The organism is Veillonella parvula (assembly GCF_902810435.1).
Classification (GTDB): Bacteria; Bacillota; Negativicutes; order Veillonellales; family Veillonellaceae; genus Veillonella.
On record NZ_LR778174.1, the window covers coordinates 145,681 to 164,053 of the forward strand.

Annotated in this window: 12 protein-coding genes; all 12 read left to right on the forward strand. The window is 39.3% G+C overall.

Annotation, left to right across the window (positions count from 1 at the left end; all coding sequences use genetic code 11):
- Complete coding sequence (leuC, locus tag FNLLGLLA_RS00450; protein WP_174892136.1) at positions 1-1,260, forward strand: 3-isopropylmalate dehydratase large subunit; 1,260 nt, start codon at positions 1-3, stop codon at positions 1,258-1,260.
- Between the two features lies 1 nt (position 1,261).
- A complete protein-coding gene (locus tag FNLLGLLA_RS00455) occupies positions 1,262-1,753 on the forward strand; it encodes a 3-isopropylmalate dehydratase small subunit (protein ID WP_174892137.1) in 492 nt (163 codons plus the stop codon).
- A gap of 284 nt (positions 1,754-2,037) precedes the next feature.
- On the forward strand, positions 2,038-3,108 hold the full coding sequence (gene leuB / locus FNLLGLLA_RS00460; RefSeq protein ID WP_174892138.1) for a 3-isopropylmalate dehydrogenase: 1,071 nt from the start codon (positions 2,038-2,040) through the stop codon (positions 3,106-3,108).
- A gap of 230 nt (positions 3,109-3,338) precedes the next feature.
- A complete protein-coding gene (locus FNLLGLLA_RS00465) occupies positions 3,339-3,878 on the forward strand; it encodes a hypothetical protein (RefSeq protein ID WP_174892139.1) in 540 nt (179 codons plus the stop codon).
- A gap of 309 nt (positions 3,879-4,187) precedes the next feature.
- Entirely contained in the window at positions 4,188-5,375 is a 1,188-nt protein-coding gene (locus tag FNLLGLLA_RS00470) for an oxygen-binding di-iron domain-containing protein (protein WP_174892140.1), read from the forward strand.
- 736 nt (positions 5,376-6,111) lie between these two features.
- Positions 6,112-7,842, forward strand: coding sequence for an S-layer homology domain-containing protein (locus tag FNLLGLLA_RS00475; protein ID WP_174892141.1), 1,731 nt, complete (start codon positions 6,112-6,114; stop codon positions 7,840-7,842).
- Between the two features lie 501 nt (positions 7,843-8,343).
- Positions 8,344-13,302: an ESPR-type extended signal peptide-containing protein gene (locus FNLLGLLA_RS00480; RefSeq protein WP_174892142.1), complete on the forward strand. Its 4,959-nt coding sequence runs from the start codon at positions 8,344-8,346 to the stop codon at positions 13,300-13,302.
- Between the two features lie 516 nt (positions 13,303-13,818).
- Entirely contained in the window at positions 13,819-14,304 is a 486-nt protein-coding gene (locus FNLLGLLA_RS00485) for a GNAT family N-acetyltransferase (protein WP_004694271.1), read from the forward strand.
- A gap of 208 nt (positions 14,305-14,512) precedes the next feature.
- The gene (locus FNLLGLLA_RS00490; protein WP_024062049.1) at positions 14,513-15,262 is read left to right on the forward strand and encodes a DUF969 domain-containing protein; all 750 of its coding nucleotides are present in this window, start codon (positions 14,513-14,515) and stop codon (positions 15,260-15,262) included.
- A gap of 1 nt (position 15,263) precedes the next feature.
- A complete protein-coding gene (locus tag FNLLGLLA_RS00495; RefSeq protein ID WP_004697680.1) occupies positions 15,264-16,193 on the forward strand; it encodes a DUF979 domain-containing protein in 930 nt (309 codons plus the stop codon).
- Between the two features lie 115 nt (positions 16,194-16,308).
- Entirely contained in the window at positions 16,309-16,962 is a 654-nt protein-coding gene (gene pcp, locus FNLLGLLA_RS00500) for a pyroglutamyl-peptidase I (protein ID WP_077707927.1), read from the forward strand.
- A 264-nt stretch (positions 16,963-17,226) separates the two neighbouring features.
- Positions 17,227-18,342 (forward strand): glutathione S-transferase C-terminal domain-containing protein, encoded by a 1,116-nt coding sequence (locus tag FNLLGLLA_RS00505; protein ID WP_174892143.1) that lies wholly within the window; start codon positions 17,227-17,229, stop codon positions 18,340-18,342.
- Positions 18,343-18,373: the final 31 nt, after the last annotated feature.

Below are 18,373 nucleotides of genomic sequence, written 5' to 3' on the forward strand. Positions count from 1 at the left end.
ATGGGTATGACCATTACTGAAAAGAATATGGCTCGCCACGCGGGTCTTGATGTCGTTAAACCGGGACAAATCATCGAATGTCAGTTGGATGCGGTATTGATGAACGACATCACATTCCCACCGGCTCGTAAAGAGTTTTTGAAGATTGGCAAACCTGTATTTGATCGTCATAAAATCTACTTAGTGCCGGATCATTTTACACCAAATAAAGATATTCAATCCGCTACACAAGCGAAAGTAATGCGCGACTTCGTGCGCGAACATGGCATTACAAACTACTTTGAAGTCGGTAGAATGGGTATCGAGCACGTTATTTTGCCAGAAAAAGGTCTTATCGGCCCTGGCGAAATGATGATCGGTGCTGACTCCCACACTTGTACATATGGTGCGGTAAATGCATTCTCCACAGGCGTAGGCTCCACTGATGCGGGCGTTGCTATGGCAGAAGGTAAAACTTGGTTCAAAGTACCTGAAACAATTAAGGTTGAGCTTATCGGCAAACCTAACAAATGGGTAACTGGTAAAGACGTAATCCTTGATTTAATCGGTCAAATCGGCGTAGACGGCGCTCGTTACATGGCCCTTGAATTCGCCGGCGAAGGCGTACAACATATGACTATGGCTGATCGCCTCACAATCTGTAACATGGCTATCGAAGCTGGTGGTAAATGTGGTGTATTCCCTTATGATGCAATTACTGAAGAATATATCAAAGGCCGTGTCAATCGTCCTGTTGAGCCAATCGCTCCAGATGCTGATGCGGTATATGCTCAAACTATTACCATCGACTTGTCCAAATTGCAACCAGTGGTAGCATTCCCTCATTTGCCATCCAACACACATTACATCAACGAAATCGACAAAGATATTAAAATTGACCAAGTTATCATCGGTTCCTGTACAAATGGCCGTTACGAAGACTTGGTAGCAGCTGCAGAAATCTTCAAAGGCCGCAAGGTGGCTCCATTTGTTCGTTGCATCGTAATCCCTGGATCCCAAGATGTGTACGACCAAGCTATGAAAGATGGCCTTTTAGATATCTTCATTCAAGCTGACTGCGCAGTGTCCACGCCAACATGTGGTCCATGCCTAGGTGGTTACATGGGAATCATGGCTGAAGGGGAACGTACCGTTTCCACTACAAACCGTAACTTCCGTGGTCGTATGGGACATGTGGATTCCGAGGTGTATTTGGCAAGCCCGTATGTGGCGGCAGCGAGTGCTGTACTAGGCCGTATTGCAGGCCCTGAGGAGGTTTAATATGGATTTTGAAAGCAAGAAAATCTGGCGCTACGGCGACGATGTAGATACAGACGTAATCATTCCGGCTCGTTACTTGGCGATTGCTGACTGGAACGAATTGGCCGAACATGCGATGGAAGATATTGATACGACGTTCGCTCCTAATGTGAAAGCTGGCGAAATCATGGTAGCTGGTAAAAACTTTGGTTGTGGTTCTTCTCGTGAACATGCACCAGGCGTTATTAAAGCTAAAGGCGTGCCTGTTATTGTGGCACATTCCTTTGCACGTATCTTCTTCCGTAATGCTATCAACATCGGTTTGCCAGTTGTGGAAATCGGTGAACAAGTTGATCGTATCGATGCTGGCGATGCAATCGGCGTAGACTTGTCTAAAGGTATCGTGTACAATTTGACGAAAAACGAACAATACCAAGGGACTGAGTTGCCACAATTCATTCAAGATATTGCGGCGGCAGGCGGTCTTGTAAGTTTTGCTAAAAACCGTAAGTAGCAGGATGAAACGAAACACGTATCTCAAGCCTCCAAAGCGAGCTAAGTCGGTTTCGACACGTGTTTCGTTTCAAACCATTCTACTTTTGTGTAGCAAAACTATAAATCCCTCTAGCTAACAATATCTTGAATGAATTTATGGCAGAGGGGGAATGAGGAGCGAGCTAAGTAGGTCTCAAGGCATATGCCAGCTCTTGTTTCATTAACTGTTATTGCGATTTCTTCGCAAAGGGCACTGGAGGGAGAGCATGAGGTTTACAATTTTTTACTGTTTGGAGAGGTAATATGAGCGAAAAGAGTATCGTATTGATTCCTGGTGATGGTATCGGTACTGAGATTATTGCGGCAGCGAAGGCTGTGTGTGATGTGGCTTTTGAGAAAGCCGGTGTAAAGGTTAATTGGATTGATAAGAAAGCGGGCGGTGCGTCTATTGATGCGTATGGCGTGCCTTTGACTGAGGATACGATTGAGGCTTGTAAAGCGGCTGATGCTGTATTGCTCGGTGCTGTAGGCGGTCCTAAATGGGATAATGTCGATCCTTCTATCCGTCCTGAGAAAGCAATTCTAGGCCTTCGTAAGGAGCTTGGTTTGTTCTGTAACTTGCGTCCTGTAAAAATCTACCCATCCTTGCAAGAGTATTCTCCACTTAAAAAGGAACTAGTACAAGATGTGGATTTCGTCATCGTTCGTGAGTTGACTGGTGGTATTTATTTCGGTGAACGGGAAGAGGCACAAGGTGAAGGTGCTAACGAGTTCGCATGGGATAAAGAAACGTACAGCCGTTATGAAGTAGAGCGCATCATGGACATCGCTATGGTAACAGCTCGTAAACGCAACAAAAAGGTTGTATCCGTAGATAAAGCAAATGTATTGGCTTCTTCTCGTTTGTGGCGTAAAATCGCTCAAGAGAAAGCGGCTGCCAACCCGGATATCGCAACAGATTACCTTTATGTAGATAATACAGCAATGCAACTCGTTGTAAATCCTGCACAATTCGATGTTATCGTTACAACGAACTTATTTGGCGATATCTTGTCAGACGAAGGCGCTGTTATCTCTGGTTCTATCGGGCTTTTACCATCTGCATCCATGGGTACCGGTACTGCATTGTACGAGCCAATCCACGGATCCGCGCCGGACATCATGGGCCAAAACTTGGCGAATCCGTTGGGTACAATCTTGTCCGCTGCGATGATGTGTCGTCATTCCCTTGATTTACCTCAAGTGGCTGACGCTATTGAAAGTGCTGTAGAACAAGTGCTCGTTGATGGTTACCGCACAGGCGATATCTACCGCGAAGGCTTGAAACGGGTAGGTACTACTGAAATGGCGCAAGCCGTAATCGAACGTTTATAAAAGTAATAAATTAAGATTTCTCAAAGTTATTAACGTGAGTTACGTCATTTTTAAAATCATATTATAAGCGTTAAGATATAGATATTATAATATATTTGTCCAATTAAATAAGAGGGGGTTGTAAGGCCCTCTCTTTTTTGTAGGACACTAGCGGTATATGTAGTTGTTCTTCATATATTAGAGTGCTATATTGGTAGATGAATGGCAAAATATTCTTTAAGGAGGCCTTTATGAATTCTTCGATGTATCGAAATTTAACCATTACTACTTTATTGATGGCATTAGCCATCATGATTCCTATCGTGATGCCTTTGAAAGTTGTGATTCCACCGGCATCGTATACATTGGCGAGTCATGTTCCTATATTCTTAGCTATGTTCTTATCTAGAAAGATGGCAGCTTGTGTCGTGATAGGTTCTACGCTCGGCTTCTTTGTAGCAGGGTTCCCACTTGTTATCGTTATGCGCGCTGCATCTCATATCATCTTTGCCTTGATGGGGGCTTACTATATTAAACATCATCCAGGCGTATTAACAGGGGCTCTATCCTTTGTTGCGTTTAACCTTGCTTGTGCTATCGTTCACGCTATTGGTGAGGTACTAGCATGCCTATTGTTCTATACTACCACTACGATGCCAAACATTGATCTCATCTACGTTGTATTTGTTCTTGTAGGTGGCGGTACCATCGTTCATAGCTTGGTTGATGGATATATTGCATTATATATCTATAAAGCTATCCCTGGACTATCTAAATCGGGTAATAAATAATCATATAATTACATATACTCGTAACCACTCATGGGAAATCGATGTGTACTAATGTACAACATGTGATTACCTATGAGTGGTTTTTATAATAATTCTCAAAACTGTACCTACAGGTACAGACTTAATTGTGTGATATCGATATAATAAAACTATAGTTAATGACCGATTTATGTTGTATCCATTGATATAACATTTGGCCATATATTTGGTATTATCGGTGAAAGTTGCTTCTATCATTCGTGTTTCTATATAGGTTCATTAAAAAATCTGAGTTAAGCACATCAACTTTCACAGAACATGGAGGTTATTATGAGAAAGCACATTAAAAACAATGTTTCTTGGGTTGGCAAAATCGACTGGGAATTGCAAGAATTCCACGGTTCTGACTACAGCATTAATAATGGTTCTAGCCAAAATGCGTACTTGATTGAAGAGGAGAAGACTGTCCTCATCGATACTGTGTGGAAACCTCATTCCTCCGAGTTCATTGATAATTTGGAATCTGAAATCGATTTGAATAAGATTGATTTCATCGTATGTAATCACGGCGAAGTAGATCATAGTGGTTCTTTGCCTGCGTTGATGGAAAAAATACCTAATACGCCAATTTATTGTACCGAAAATGCAGTTAAGTCCTTGGTTGGTCAATATCATCACCCTGAATGGAATTTCAAAACTGTTAAAACTGGTGACTCCGTAGATATCGGGAACGATAAATCCTTGGTATTCGTAGAAATGCGCATGCTTCACTGGCCTGATTCCATGGCGACTTATATGACAGGGGATAATATCTTGTTCTCCAACGATGCATTTGGTCAGCATTTTGCCGTAGAAGAACTATGGGCGGATAAGGCCGATCAATGCCGTCTATGGGAAGAAGCGATGAAATATTACGCTAATATCTTGAATCCATTCTCTCCATTGGTAAAAGCTAAAGTTGAAGAAATTCAAAAGCTTAACTTGCCAATCGATATCATCGCTACTAGTCATGGCGCCATTTGGCGGAAAAATCCAATGCAAATCGTAGAAAAATACTATGAATGGTCGCAAGCATATCAAGAGAATCAAATCACAATAGTATACGACACTATGTGGGACGGCACCAAGAAGTTGGCACATAAGATTGCTGAAGAAATTGCGAAACAATCCCCTGATACACGTGTTAAGATTTTCAATATTAGTAAAACCAATAAAAATGACATCATGACAGAAGTCTTTAAGTCTAAAGCTATTGCTGTAGGGTCTCCAACAGTAGGTAATAGCGTATTATCTTCCGTAGCTGGTTGGCTCGATTTCTTGCGTGAGTTGAAATTTAAAAATAAAAAGGCTGCTGTATTTGGTACCTATGGCTGGTCTGGTGAATCTACAAAGGTACTCCGTGAAGAGTTGACTAAATATGGATTCTCTGTAGTAGAACCTGAAATTAAATGCAACTGGAACCCAGAAGAATCCGATTTTAATAAAGCAGAAGCACTTGTAAGCGCCTTATTAGCATAATTACATATAATAAAGAAAGATTCTTGTTATAAAACCCCTATTTTTGATATGTACCCCCTTTACTGGATAATCAGTAAAAGGGGTATTTTCATGAAGAATAGGGGCCTTCTTTTTTTAAACATATACATAAAATATTAGTCAATATAAATTGTATTTGTCATGTTTATTCTCATAACATTCTCGTTAGCGTTTTTTGGGGCACCGATTTGCATTGATAGATACTGGCGCTATAGAAATATAAAATTATAATAAAATGTTAAGTTGTTGATTAAATATACAAAACAGTTTAATTCACATATAATTCATGAATTAAGTGTGAATGTGAATTAATGAGGATATAAGGTATATTTTGCGTACTTATAAGGTGGTTATTTATTTATAAGTTATACAGTTTGTTATATGAGAAAAGTTTACAAAGTTGCGAAAAATTTAACTCATAAGGGGAAATAATGAGTAAAATTTATTTCCCTGTAAAGCTAGGAATAAAGCGGATTTTGATAGGTATAAAGACTTGGTAATTTGGTTTGTGTTAGAAAAAAGGGTTGTGTATATCGTAAAACTTTGATATGCTATGCGGGTAATCGACAATATAAATTTTTCTTAAACTGATTAGGGGTATTTCTTTATGCTAATTTAGAATATGCGCCTGTTCAGACCGAGGTGAGAGACGGAACATAGAGAGAATGAAAAATTGTATTGTAATTTGGATAATTTTTTAATTTAGTGAGGGTGTAAGATGAGAGAAATGAAACATTCCAAAAAATTAGCATTTGCTGTATTGGCTGCTGTCACTGCTGTTGGTGCGAATGTTAATCCAGTAGACGCTGCTTCTGTTGTAATGGACAACACTAATGTTGTTACAGGTGCTAATAATGCAGTTGCGTATGGTAGTGGTAATACTGTAAAAGAATCTGATGCAAACTTCCGTGATCGTGATTATGAAAATGAGCCAGATGATGCTACAAAGAGAACTGGTGACTGGAAAAGTAATTCTGTCGCTATAGGTGTTAACAATACTGCAGCAGGTACCTCTGCATTAGCAATGGGGAATTCTTCCAAAGCGTTGATGAATGAATCTATTGCTATTGGTCATTCTGCTGAAGCACAACGTACATGGTCTACCGCTATTGGTACTCGTGCAAAGGCTTCCGAAGTTCGCTCACAAGCTATTGGCTATGAAGCACTAGCGTCTGGCTATAAATCTAATGCGATTGGTTCTAGCGCACAAGCAACCAATAATCATTCTGTTGCTATGGGTTCCTCTGCTCTTGCATCTGGTGATCATGCTCAAGCATTTGGCGCTGGTGCACAGGCAACTAACGTGCGTTCTAATGCGTTTGGTTCTGATGCAAGTGCTACAGCTGACTATGCTATGGCGATTGGTGATCATGCAAATGCAACACATTTAAACTCTATCGCTTTAGGTACAGGTTCCACTACAAGCGAAGCTACAGCACAAAGTAGTGCAACAATCGCTGGTCATACGTTCGGTGGCTTTGCTGGCGTAGGTTCTGCTGCTAATGGTTCCGTGTCTGTAGGTAAAGTTGGTGCTGAGCGTCAAATTAAAAATGTTGCGGCTGGGGAAATCTCCGCTACTTCTACAGATGCTGTAAACGGTAGCCAATTATATTCCGTAGCTAATGACTTACAAACACAAATCAACAATTCCACACCTGGCCAAATCAATAACAATATTAAGAACTTGACTAGTCGTGTTGGTACTGTTGAAAGACGCGTTAATAAAGTAGGTGCAGGTTCTGCTGCATTGGCTGCATTGCATCCATTGGACTTCAACCCAGATGACAAATGGACAATTGCTGCTGGTTATGGTCACTACCATAATGCTAACTCCGCTGCGTTGGGCGCATTCTACCGCCCTAACGAAGATACAATGTTCTCCGTTGGTGGCACTGTAGGTACTGGTGAAACTCAATTGAACGCAGGTGTATCTATTCGCCTAGGTAAACGTTCCCCTGAATCCCGTTCCCGCGTAGCTATGGGTCGTGAAATTGCTGAATTGAACGCACGTCTTCAAGATATGGAAAACAAATATAATAACTTGTTACAAATCTTGACTCCACATGCAATTGATCCAAGCAAAACTGCTGAATTCCCAGACGTTCCTCGCAACCACTGGGCTTACCAATATATTAGCCAATTGGCTGGTAATGGTATCCTTGTTGGCTACCCTGATGGCACATTCAAAGGCGATGTTAAGATGACTCGTTACGAATTCGCTACCATGTTGTACCGTGCACTTCAAAATGGTGCTCCTATTGACGAAAATATGAAACGTGCATTGAATGAATTCGGTCCTGAATTACAAAATATTCGTCTTAACCACTTCCGTGTTGATCGTATTTCTGGTGATGATAACGATCGTCATAAAACTGAACGTGTTCGCGTTAATAACGAACCTAAAAATGAACGTGACGTATACGGTTCCCGTATATACAATAATCAATAGAATTAACTTTTCTAGAGTTTGTAAAAACTCAAAACAGGATGTATCTTTTGATACATCCTGTTTTTTTATCTAAAATGCTTTTGTATTATATGATATGTTTTTTTGAATATGTATTCTACTTTTAATCAAAAAAAGATATGTTAGATAAATGTCTCAATATCTGACAGAGCCTCTCTTATACTTCTTTTCATATAAGTTTCATTATGTTATAATGAAATTTAAAAAAGACTGCCTTGATTTATATGGTTTTTCTGCGAAATTTTTACAAATCAAAGTAGCCTTATTTTGTTTTCTAGCACTATAAATAGAATTGCATAATAATTAAGATTTTGGGGTTCTTGAATTATTATAATAATAATAATGTAATAATGATTTTAAAATATATACTTACCTGTTTTTGAAGAGGTGTTTTTGGCAGAGAGTATATATCTTTTATCTTAATATATAGTGTATTTTTAGTGTAATTAGTTAGTGTAACAGAAGAAATTTAGGAGGAGTGTTATGAACCGGATTTATAAAGTCATTTGGAGTCGGGTGAAAAAATGTTATGTGGTTGTTTCGGAATTTGCTAATAATCGTGGAAAAATCAGCGGAAGTGGTGGAACGAGTGCGCGTACTGTTTTATGTGCACTTGCATTGGCGGGAAGTATAGCACTGCCATTGAACACTGTTTATGCAGTAATTCCTGAAGGGACAGGATCAGGTATGTCATTGGGAAATGGAACTGAGACAGGATCTGATCCTAATAATGTGGCAATAGGCGGTTATGCTAAGGCTTTAGGTACAGTTGCTTTAGCGATAGGTGCTCATAGCAATTCTTCGGCTCAATATTCGACTGCTCTTGGTGGAGGCTCAAATGCTACGGCTCAAAATGCTACTGCTATTGGTGGCGTAGCATATGCATCAGCTAAAAATGCAGTTGCTGTAGGTGCAAATGCTAAAGCTTCTGGAGAATATGCTGCTGCTATTGGTGGAGACGCAAAAGCGGATAAGACTCATGCTATTGCTATTGGTAGCGTTGCTCATGCTCAAGAAGAATCTTCTTTGGCGATGGGAAGTTTAGCGAAAGCTACAAATACCTATGCTTATGCAATTGGTGGTAATGCGCAGGCAAAGGGAAGATGGTCTATTGCTATGGGAACAAATGCGGTGGCTGAAGATGATGCTAGTGTGGCGATTGGAACATGGTCAAATGCTACGAGTGGGCAGTCTGCAGCTGTTGGCTATCAAGCCAAAGCAAAAGCTTTAGGAGCAACGGCACTTGGTAGACTCACGAATGTTACTGCAGTAGATGGCACTGCCATAGGGTCTTCGACTTCTGTTACTGGATTAAATGGTACCTCAATAGGTAATAAGGCTAACGTAACAGTAAAGAATGGTGTAGCTATCGGTAATGAAGCAAATGCAAAGAATGAAAATGCTGTAGCTATCGGTTCTGGATCTGAAACTGCAACAGCAGTTGGTACTACGTCTGAAACGGTCAATGGAGAAATACATAATTTTGCAGGCATTAATCCTACTTCTACAGTAAGTGTTGGCAAGACAGGTGTAGAGCGTACCATTACTAACGTAGCAGCTGGACGTCTTTCTGCTACATCTACCGATGCTATAAATGGTAGCCAATTATATGCGGTGAATACTGAAGTGAATAAAGGCGTAGTGTATGCAGGTGATGTAAAGGCTGCAGGAGCTACGGATAATAAATTTATTCAAAGACTAGGTGCACAAACTAATGTTGTTGGCGGGGTAACAGATGTATCTAAATTGAGCGACAACAATATTGGTGTGGTATCCGATGGAATAAATACGCTGAATGTTAAATTGGCTAAAGAACTTAACAATCTGACTAGTGTAACAACTGGTAATACGGTTATGAATACTGACGGTGTGACTATTACCGGAGGTCCAAAAATCGTAAAAGATGGTATTAATGCGGGGAACAAACAGATTACAGGCGTTGCTAGCGGTGGAGATGTCATTACAAATGGTGCTAATATCGGAGATATCAACCGTATCGTTGATGCAAAGGATAAATACGTGACCGGTGGTACAGCAACTTATCAAGCTAATGGTGACGGCATTGCAAATCTAACCGGTACAAACGGTTTGACCGCTAATGTGACAGGCCTTAAAAATAACTTTGTTACAAGTGGTAGTGTATCCAATGATGGTAAAACTTTGACATTGGAACGTAACGATACAGGTAAAGTCAATGTTGATTTGAGTAATGTATTTACCGAAGTGGGAAAAGGGGACTATCGTTTGGTAGCAAACCCTGATTTAAATAGCCAAGGTAAATATAAAGTTGACGGTGATGGCAACATGGTATTGACTGTAGCTAATGATAAAGGCGATAAAAAACAAGTTACATTGACAGATATCGCATCCAAAGTACAACAAGATACCAATACAACAAATATCACAAATATCAATACTACTATTGCAAAAGGATTGAACTTCGCTGGTGATACTGGTACAGATATTAATAAGCAATTGGGTGATAAGTTATCTATTAAGGGTGGCGCTTCTGCGGACTTGACAGATAATAATATTGGTGTAGAATCTGATGGTACTCAACTAAATGTTAAACTTAAAAAAGATATTAACTTAGGACCTGATGGTAGCTTGGCTATCAATGGGAAGACTTATGTCAATAAAGATGGTTTGAATGCGGGTGGTCAAAAAATTACTAATGTAGCAGCAGGTACTGCTGGAACTGATGCTGTCAATGTGGATCAATTAAATGCCGCAATTGGTGGTACAGCCAAAGCAACAACTGTAAAAGCTAAAGATGCTAACGTAACCGTTACAGAAGGAGTTAACGCTGCTGGCGGTAAAGAATATACAGTTGGATTAGGCGATAAGATTACTCTCGGTTCAGATGCTGATAAACAAGTCGTTATAGATGGTACTACTGGTACGATTACAGCTGGAAATAAGGTTACAATTCATGGTACAACAGGTGATATTAAGGCGGGAATAGTTAAAATAACTGGCGCCGGTACGGTAAATGAATTGACTAACCGTATATGGGATATCGATAATCCTACAGTTGTACATGGTCAAGCAGCAACAGAAGACCAATTAAAATATGTTAGTGACGGTGTAAAAAATAATAAAAATGATATTACAAATATCAATAAAACCATTGTAAAAGGCTTAAACTTCAAAGGTGACGATACAACTGTTATCAATAAACAATTAGGTGAACAGTTAGATATCAAAGGTGGTGCCGATACTAATAAATTGTCTGATGACAATATTGGTGTAGTATCTGCAAATGGTGCGCTTAATGTTAAATTAGCAAAAGAATTGAAAAATCTGACTAGTGTAACTACCGGCGATACCGTTATGAATACGGATGGCTTGACTATAAATGGTGGTCCTAAGATTCTTAAGAACGGCATCGATGCAGGCAATAAGAAGATTACTAATGTAGCGGCTGGTACTGATAATACGGATGCAGTAAATGTTGGTCAACTGAAAGACGCTATTGCAGCAGGTAAGACTATTCTTAAAGATGGTAAAAATACAACTGTTGAAGGTGATGGCTCAGCTGCTAATCCTTACAAAGTTAATGTAAATGATGATCTAGTCCTTGGTAAGAAAGGTATTGATGGCAAAGACGGTTCCATCGGAGTTAACGGTAAAGATGGTTCAGCTGTTGTTATCAATGGTAAAGATGGATCTATTGGTTTGAATGGCAAGGATGGTAATAACGCTATTTCTATCAAGGGGGGCGACGGAAAATCTGGTATTGATGGCAAAAATATTACTCGCTTAGTAATCGAAGAAAAGAATGGCGACAAGCATGATGTTGCAACTTTAGATGACGGTATGAAGTATGGCGGAGATACAGGCGCTGTTATCAAGAAGAAACTTAACGAACAAGTGAATGTAGTTGGTGGTATTACCGATGTAAGTAAATTGACTACTGATGACAATATCGGTGTTATATCCGATGGTGATAGCAACTTAAAAGTTCGTCTAGCTAAGGACTTGAAAGGTTTGAACAGCGTAACTACCGGTGATACTGTTATGAATACTGATGGATTGACTATTAATGGTGGTCCCAAGATTGTTAAGACTGGTATCGATGCGGGTGGAAAGAAGATTACTAATGTCGCTGACGGTACTGATGTTACAGATGCAGTAAATGTGAGTCAATTGAGTAAAGCGGTAGCTGGTGCTACAACAAAACTAGAGAATGGTAAAAATACAACAGTAACTTCCATAACTAATAATGATGGATCTAAGACTTATAAAGTAAACCTCAATGATGATATTACTCTTGGAACAGATCCTAATAAGCAAATTTCTATTAAGGGTTCTGAAGGAACAATACAAGCAGGTAAAGTAACTGTTAATGGCACAGCTGGTACAGTGAATAATTTGACTAATAAGACCTGGGACCCTGCTAACATAACTAGTGGTCAAGCGGCAACAGAAGACCAATTGAAGGCTGTAGCTAATGGGGCAGGTAAATACTCTTCCGTATCGGAAGGTAACAATATTAGCGTAATTAAAGGGACAAATGCAATTGGTGGTGTAGATTATAAAGTATCTGTAATCGATACACCGACATTTAAATCTGTAACAACTGGTAATACCGTAATAAACAATAATGGCTTGACAATTAAGAATGGTCCTAGCATCACAGAAACTGGTATCAATGCAGGTAATAAGAAAATCACCAATGTTGCAGCAGGTACGTCTGATACGGATGCCGTTAATGTAAGTCAATTAAAAGAAATCGGTGGAAATATCAAGAATATTGATAGTCGTATGAATAGGGTTGGTGCAGGGGCAGCCGCATTGGCAGCACTTCACCCTCTAGATTTCGATCCTGATGATAAATGGGATATCGCTGCAGGCTATGGTAACTACAAAGATGCTCATGCAGCTTCAATCGGTGCATTCTATCGTCCAAATGAGGATACTCTATTTAGTGTAGGTGGTTCCTTCGGCGGCGGTGAAAATATGTTGAACGCTGGTGTTAGCATGAAAATCGGTCAAGGCAATCATGTGTCTACTTCTAGAGTAGCAATGGCGAAAGAAATCAAAGATCTTCGTGCTGAGCTTGAAAATGTGAAGGGCATACTCATGAAGGTTTCTGAGGGGAAACAGCTCAACTCCTTGGATTTGGATAAGATGCAACTTTTCCCAGATATACCTGAAAATCATTGGGCATACGACTATGTGGCGACATTAGCAGGTAATGGTATTATTGTGGGGTATCCAGACGGTAAATTTGGTGGAGATCGTATGATGACTCGTTATGAAATGGCTGCATTAATTTACAGGGCTATTCAAAACGGTGCTGTCGCCGATGATCAAATGGTTAGAGCGCTTAAAGAATTCCAACCAGAACTTGAACGTATTAGAGTAGATACTATTTCTAAACATAAAGATGGTACTCCTGATATTCAACGTGTTCGCGTTATTAAAGGTCGCGGTTAATAGAATCGAAAGATTTTCATATGAAAAAAATCTGTTTTATTGTGATTGGATGTCCAATGATAGGGCGTAAGTATATCATTTATAACGTATAATTTTAAAAGTGTTTTAAAAAGATTTTGAGTTATGTCTCCTTATATGTATAATACTACTATTAAGGAGACATAATTTATTTTGTCTATCCGTCAAATATTACAATTTTATCTTACGAGTATTCTTTGGCATCAATCATTTTATGGTTGGTGTCATTCTTTTTGATTAAAAATAGAATACGTAATATAAATCTATCAATATGGCGTAGTTGATAACTTATTTGTCTCAATAGTTTTATCTTGTTATTAGTTTCTTCTGTGTATATATTATGGTACTACATATGAGATCCTCTTTATAGATATTATAATTTCATATAATATTTATGTAATTATATTGCAAATAAATACATATAGGTGTATAATTACTTTCACAAAGTGAATTAATATACGTAGTTTGTGAATAAAATATAGATATGAGGGAAAGACCATGAAAGAATTTAGACAATTAACAGTAGCAGACACAGCAGAATATCATAAGGTACTAATCGACGGTTATGCAGCTATAAAAGACTATCCTATTAGCTTCGACGCTATTGATTTTACGGAAGAGGAATCTAAGGAGTGGATTGAAAATTATCCTGTATACGGCTTGTATATTGATGGGCAATTAGTTAGTTCTATTACGTTTTGTATGCCTTGGGTGAAATACTCAACACCGGATAAATATCCGCATATTGCTCATTTTGTAACAGCACCAGCTTTCAAAGGCAAAGGGTATGCACGGGAAGTCTTGGGCTATGCAGAGGAGCTTTTAAAAGAACAGTTTAAAACGCATATTGTTACATTAGGAACGGCTAAGGAGCATCCGTGGTTGCCTAAAATGTATGAATCCTTTGGGTTTACGGCATATGATAAGGTTCATTTTAGAGGAAAACAGCATACAACTATATTATTTAAGAAAGAATTAAATTAATTAAGAAAGCGTTATATTAATTATGTAAATTACCTTGTACTCTATTTGAGTGTTTTATGCTCTGATCGCAGATCAGGGACATTCACTAAATTTAGATACAAGGTATTTTTTTGTGTAAGATTATGACTATTCAGTATATAATATATACATATAACGTATCTTTATGGTTATATGTGTTATGGATGATTTGTAGAAAGGATGTGACCATATGTTGATTTTGTCTGGTATTTTAGTGATGGTCATCGGTCTGATGCTGCGCTTTAATGCCTTGTTAGTTGTCGTAGCCGCAGGCTTTGTAACGGGCCTTGCAGGTGGTCTCAGTATTAACGATATCGTTGGTGCTATTGGAGAGGCCTTTGTTAAAAATCGTTATATGTCATTATTTATTTTGATTTTACCTGTTATCGGTCTTATGGAACGTCACGGCTTGCGTGAACGGGCAGAAATTTTGATCAGTAAGATCAACGCTGCTACGGCAGGTCGTATCTTTATGATTTACTTATTTGTGCGTCAAGTAACTGTAGCCTTTGGCATTAACATGTCCGGTATGGTTGCTATGGTTCGTCCATTGATTGCTCCTATGAGTGAAGCTGCGGTAGCTCAAGGCCGTCCAGTATCTCAACGTACGCTTGATAAGGTGCGCGGTGTGGCTGCTTCTGCAGATAATATAGGTAACTTCTTCGGTCAAAACTTATTCCTTGCTGCTGGTGGGTTATTACTCATCAAAGGCGTTATGGAACAATTAGGTTATTCTGTAGAATTAACAGATATGGTATTGTACGGATTGCCAACTGCTGTTTGTGCCTATATCGTTAACTTTATTCGCTTTATTATCTTTGATAAAACAATTCAAGCATCTGTAGCTCGTGACGAAGCGGATATGAAAGCTGGTAAATTAGTACCTAATGAGTTAAATATTCTTGTTACACCAGAAGAATTGAAGAAGGAGGCTGAATAATATGTTAGAAATATTCTATAAAATGCAGCCCTTAGATTATGTATATCTTCTCGTAGGGATTATTCTATTTATCTTTGCTATTCAATCATTTCTAGATAAAGAACATAAATATCGCATTGGTACAGGCTTATTTTGGCTCTTATATAGCGTATCCTTTATCTTTGGTTCTTATCTCTCCAAGGAAATTAATGGTTGGCTTGTCATTGCTATGGCGGCTATTGTATTAGTAAAACAACTCGGCAAAGGCCATTACTTTGAATCTCCTATCGAATTCAAAAAAGGCGAAGCTGTTCGCATTGGTAATGTTATCTTCGTACCAGCGTTACTTGTTGGTATTATTACATTCTTCATTGGTTTCTTTACTAAGTTAGGCGCTCTTGTTGGTCTAGGTATTGCCGCAATCATCGCTATGTGTGCTGCTCTTTTTATTACAAAGGGCGAACTTAACCAAGGTTTCCATGAAGGTCGTCGTCTTATCGATGCTATCAGTTGGACTGCTATTTTGTCCCAGTTATTAGCGGCTCTTGGGTATCTATTTAATTTGGCTGGCGTTGGTAAACTTATCTCCAGTGCAGTCGCAAGTGTAGTACCAGCAGATAATGTATTCCTCGTTGTTGTGGCTTACTGCATCGGTATGGTTATCTTCACAATGATCATGGGTAACGCCTTTGCTGCATTTGCGATGATTACAAGTGCCATCGGTATCCCAATGCTCGTTGTAGCTCATGGTGCGAACCCTGCGGCTGTTGGTGCTATAGCAATGCTTGCAGGCTATTGCGGTACTTTGATGACACCTATGGCTGCCAACTTTAACATCGTACCGGTAGCGCTCCTTGAAATGCGCGACCAATACGGCGTTATTAAAGCACAACTTCCAATTGCATTGATTATGCTCGTATTGAATATTCTATTAATGTATTACTTTATTTAACCCTTTTCTGTGAAAGCACGATATTCTTATGAGACTGTATGATATATCCTTCTAAGATTATGTATCATGTTTGATTATTCTAATGAACCATAAGATATCGTTATGAGGTAGTGTGATGAAAACAATTTTAATTACCGGCTTTGATCCATTCGGCGGTGAACCTATTAATCCGGCTTGGGAAGCGGTCAAAACAATGGATGGTTATACTGATGGTGATTACAAGGTAGTGACACAAATGGTTCCTACCATTCGTTATAAATCTGTTGATACTGTAAAAGCAGCGGCTGAACAGTGCCAACCAGATTTCATTCTATGTGTAGGTCAAGCAGGTGGTCGTCCTGATATTACAGTGGAACGCGTTGCTATTAACTGTGACGATTTTCGCATTCCAGATAATGGGGGTAATCAACCGGAAGATGAGCCTGTTGTAGCCGATGGCCCTAGTGCCTATTTTGCGACATTGCCCATAAAAAATATCGTCAACGCGTTACATCAAAACGGTATTCCTGCTAAGGTCTCCAATACAGCGGGAACCTTTGTATGCAATCACTTGATGTATGGTGTATGTCACTATGCCGCGCAAAAGGGCAATATTCAGGCGGGCTTTATGCACATCCCATACTTGCCATCCCAAGTGGTGGATAAACCAAATCAACCAAGCATGGCCGTTGAAACCGTACGTGCTACATTAGAAACCATCGTTCACGTATTAGCTCATGGTGAAAGTTACAAGGCACAAGATATTAACTATACAACACCGCACGAATAAAAATCTTACCAATACTAGTGTTTATTTAATACACATAATCTAAATAAAGCTCGAGTTATATCTAGAAACGATATAACTCGAGCTTTTTGTTTGTAATAGATATTATAAATTTTAAATACCCACTATTGACATAGGTTTTTAAATAATATAATATAGGCTTATATTCATATTGAGTTAGTAGGAATAGTTGAGGGATATCACAAAAGCTTTCACCATAAAAAGTGGAATAAAGCTAATGGGGATGACCTTTATAAGGAGTATAGAATGAGTGAACACGTAGATGTAAGTAAAATCAAGGATCCTACCATTGCGGCGGCTCGAAAAGAAGTTGAGTTCCAACGAGCTATGAATCCTTGTCCCATCGATTTTTCTGAGTTTCAATCTAGTAACCCTCGTTCTCAAGGGGAGCAGAAGGAGTATGAAGGTAAAGATGCATCGAATTTTAATCGTCGTCAAAAATATTCTGATAGTGAAGAGCCTCAATTCACAACACCTTTTGGCAGTAAACCAGGGCTTCTACCTGTAGAAAAGGACCGTTACCGCCTTGTATGGTCTAAGCATTGTCCTTGGGCTCACCGTATTGCTATTGCCATCGATTTGCTTGGCCTAGATAAAGTGATTTCAAAAGGTACGGTTGATCCATTGCGTCCAGCAGGTGTAATTGCAGACTGGTTCTTTACCCTTGATAAGGATGAGAAGGACCCAGTATTGGGCATTCACTCCTTAGGTGAAGCGTATCGCAAAGGTGACCCTAACTACGATGCACGCTCCACAGTACCAGCTATCATAGATGTTACAACAGGTGCTGTTGTAAATAATGACTACCATGCGTTGACTACAGAATTAGCATTAGGTTTTAAAGATTTTGTGTCCCCTGATGCGCCAGATATTTATCCTGAGGAATTGCGTGCCGACATAGATGCATTGAATGTAATCATCTACGCTGACTTCAACTTGGCTGTAAACTTGGCAGCTCTCGTAACAAACCAAAAAGATTACGAATACTACTATGATTGTATCTTTGCTCGCTTAGATTGGCTTGAAGAACGCCTTAGCAAGCAACGTTACTTGATGGGTGATACTATTACCGATCCAGATATCCGTATTTTCCCAACATTAGCGCGCTTTGACCTCGTGTTCTACCAAAAATACTTGGTGAATAAAAAACGCCTCGTAGACTATCCAAATCTTTGGAACTACGCGAAGGATTTGTATTCTAATCCAGCCTTCGGTGGCACAACAGACTTCGACTCCATGCGCAAACGCTTCTACTATGTAGACCATACGCCATTTGAAGATCTACCACGCCTTGTTCCCAAAGGTCCAGACGACTCCATTTGGTTAGAACCAAATGACCGTGCTGAAAAATTTGGTAAATAAAATAGATAGTAAATTCATATGTTGGATGAGC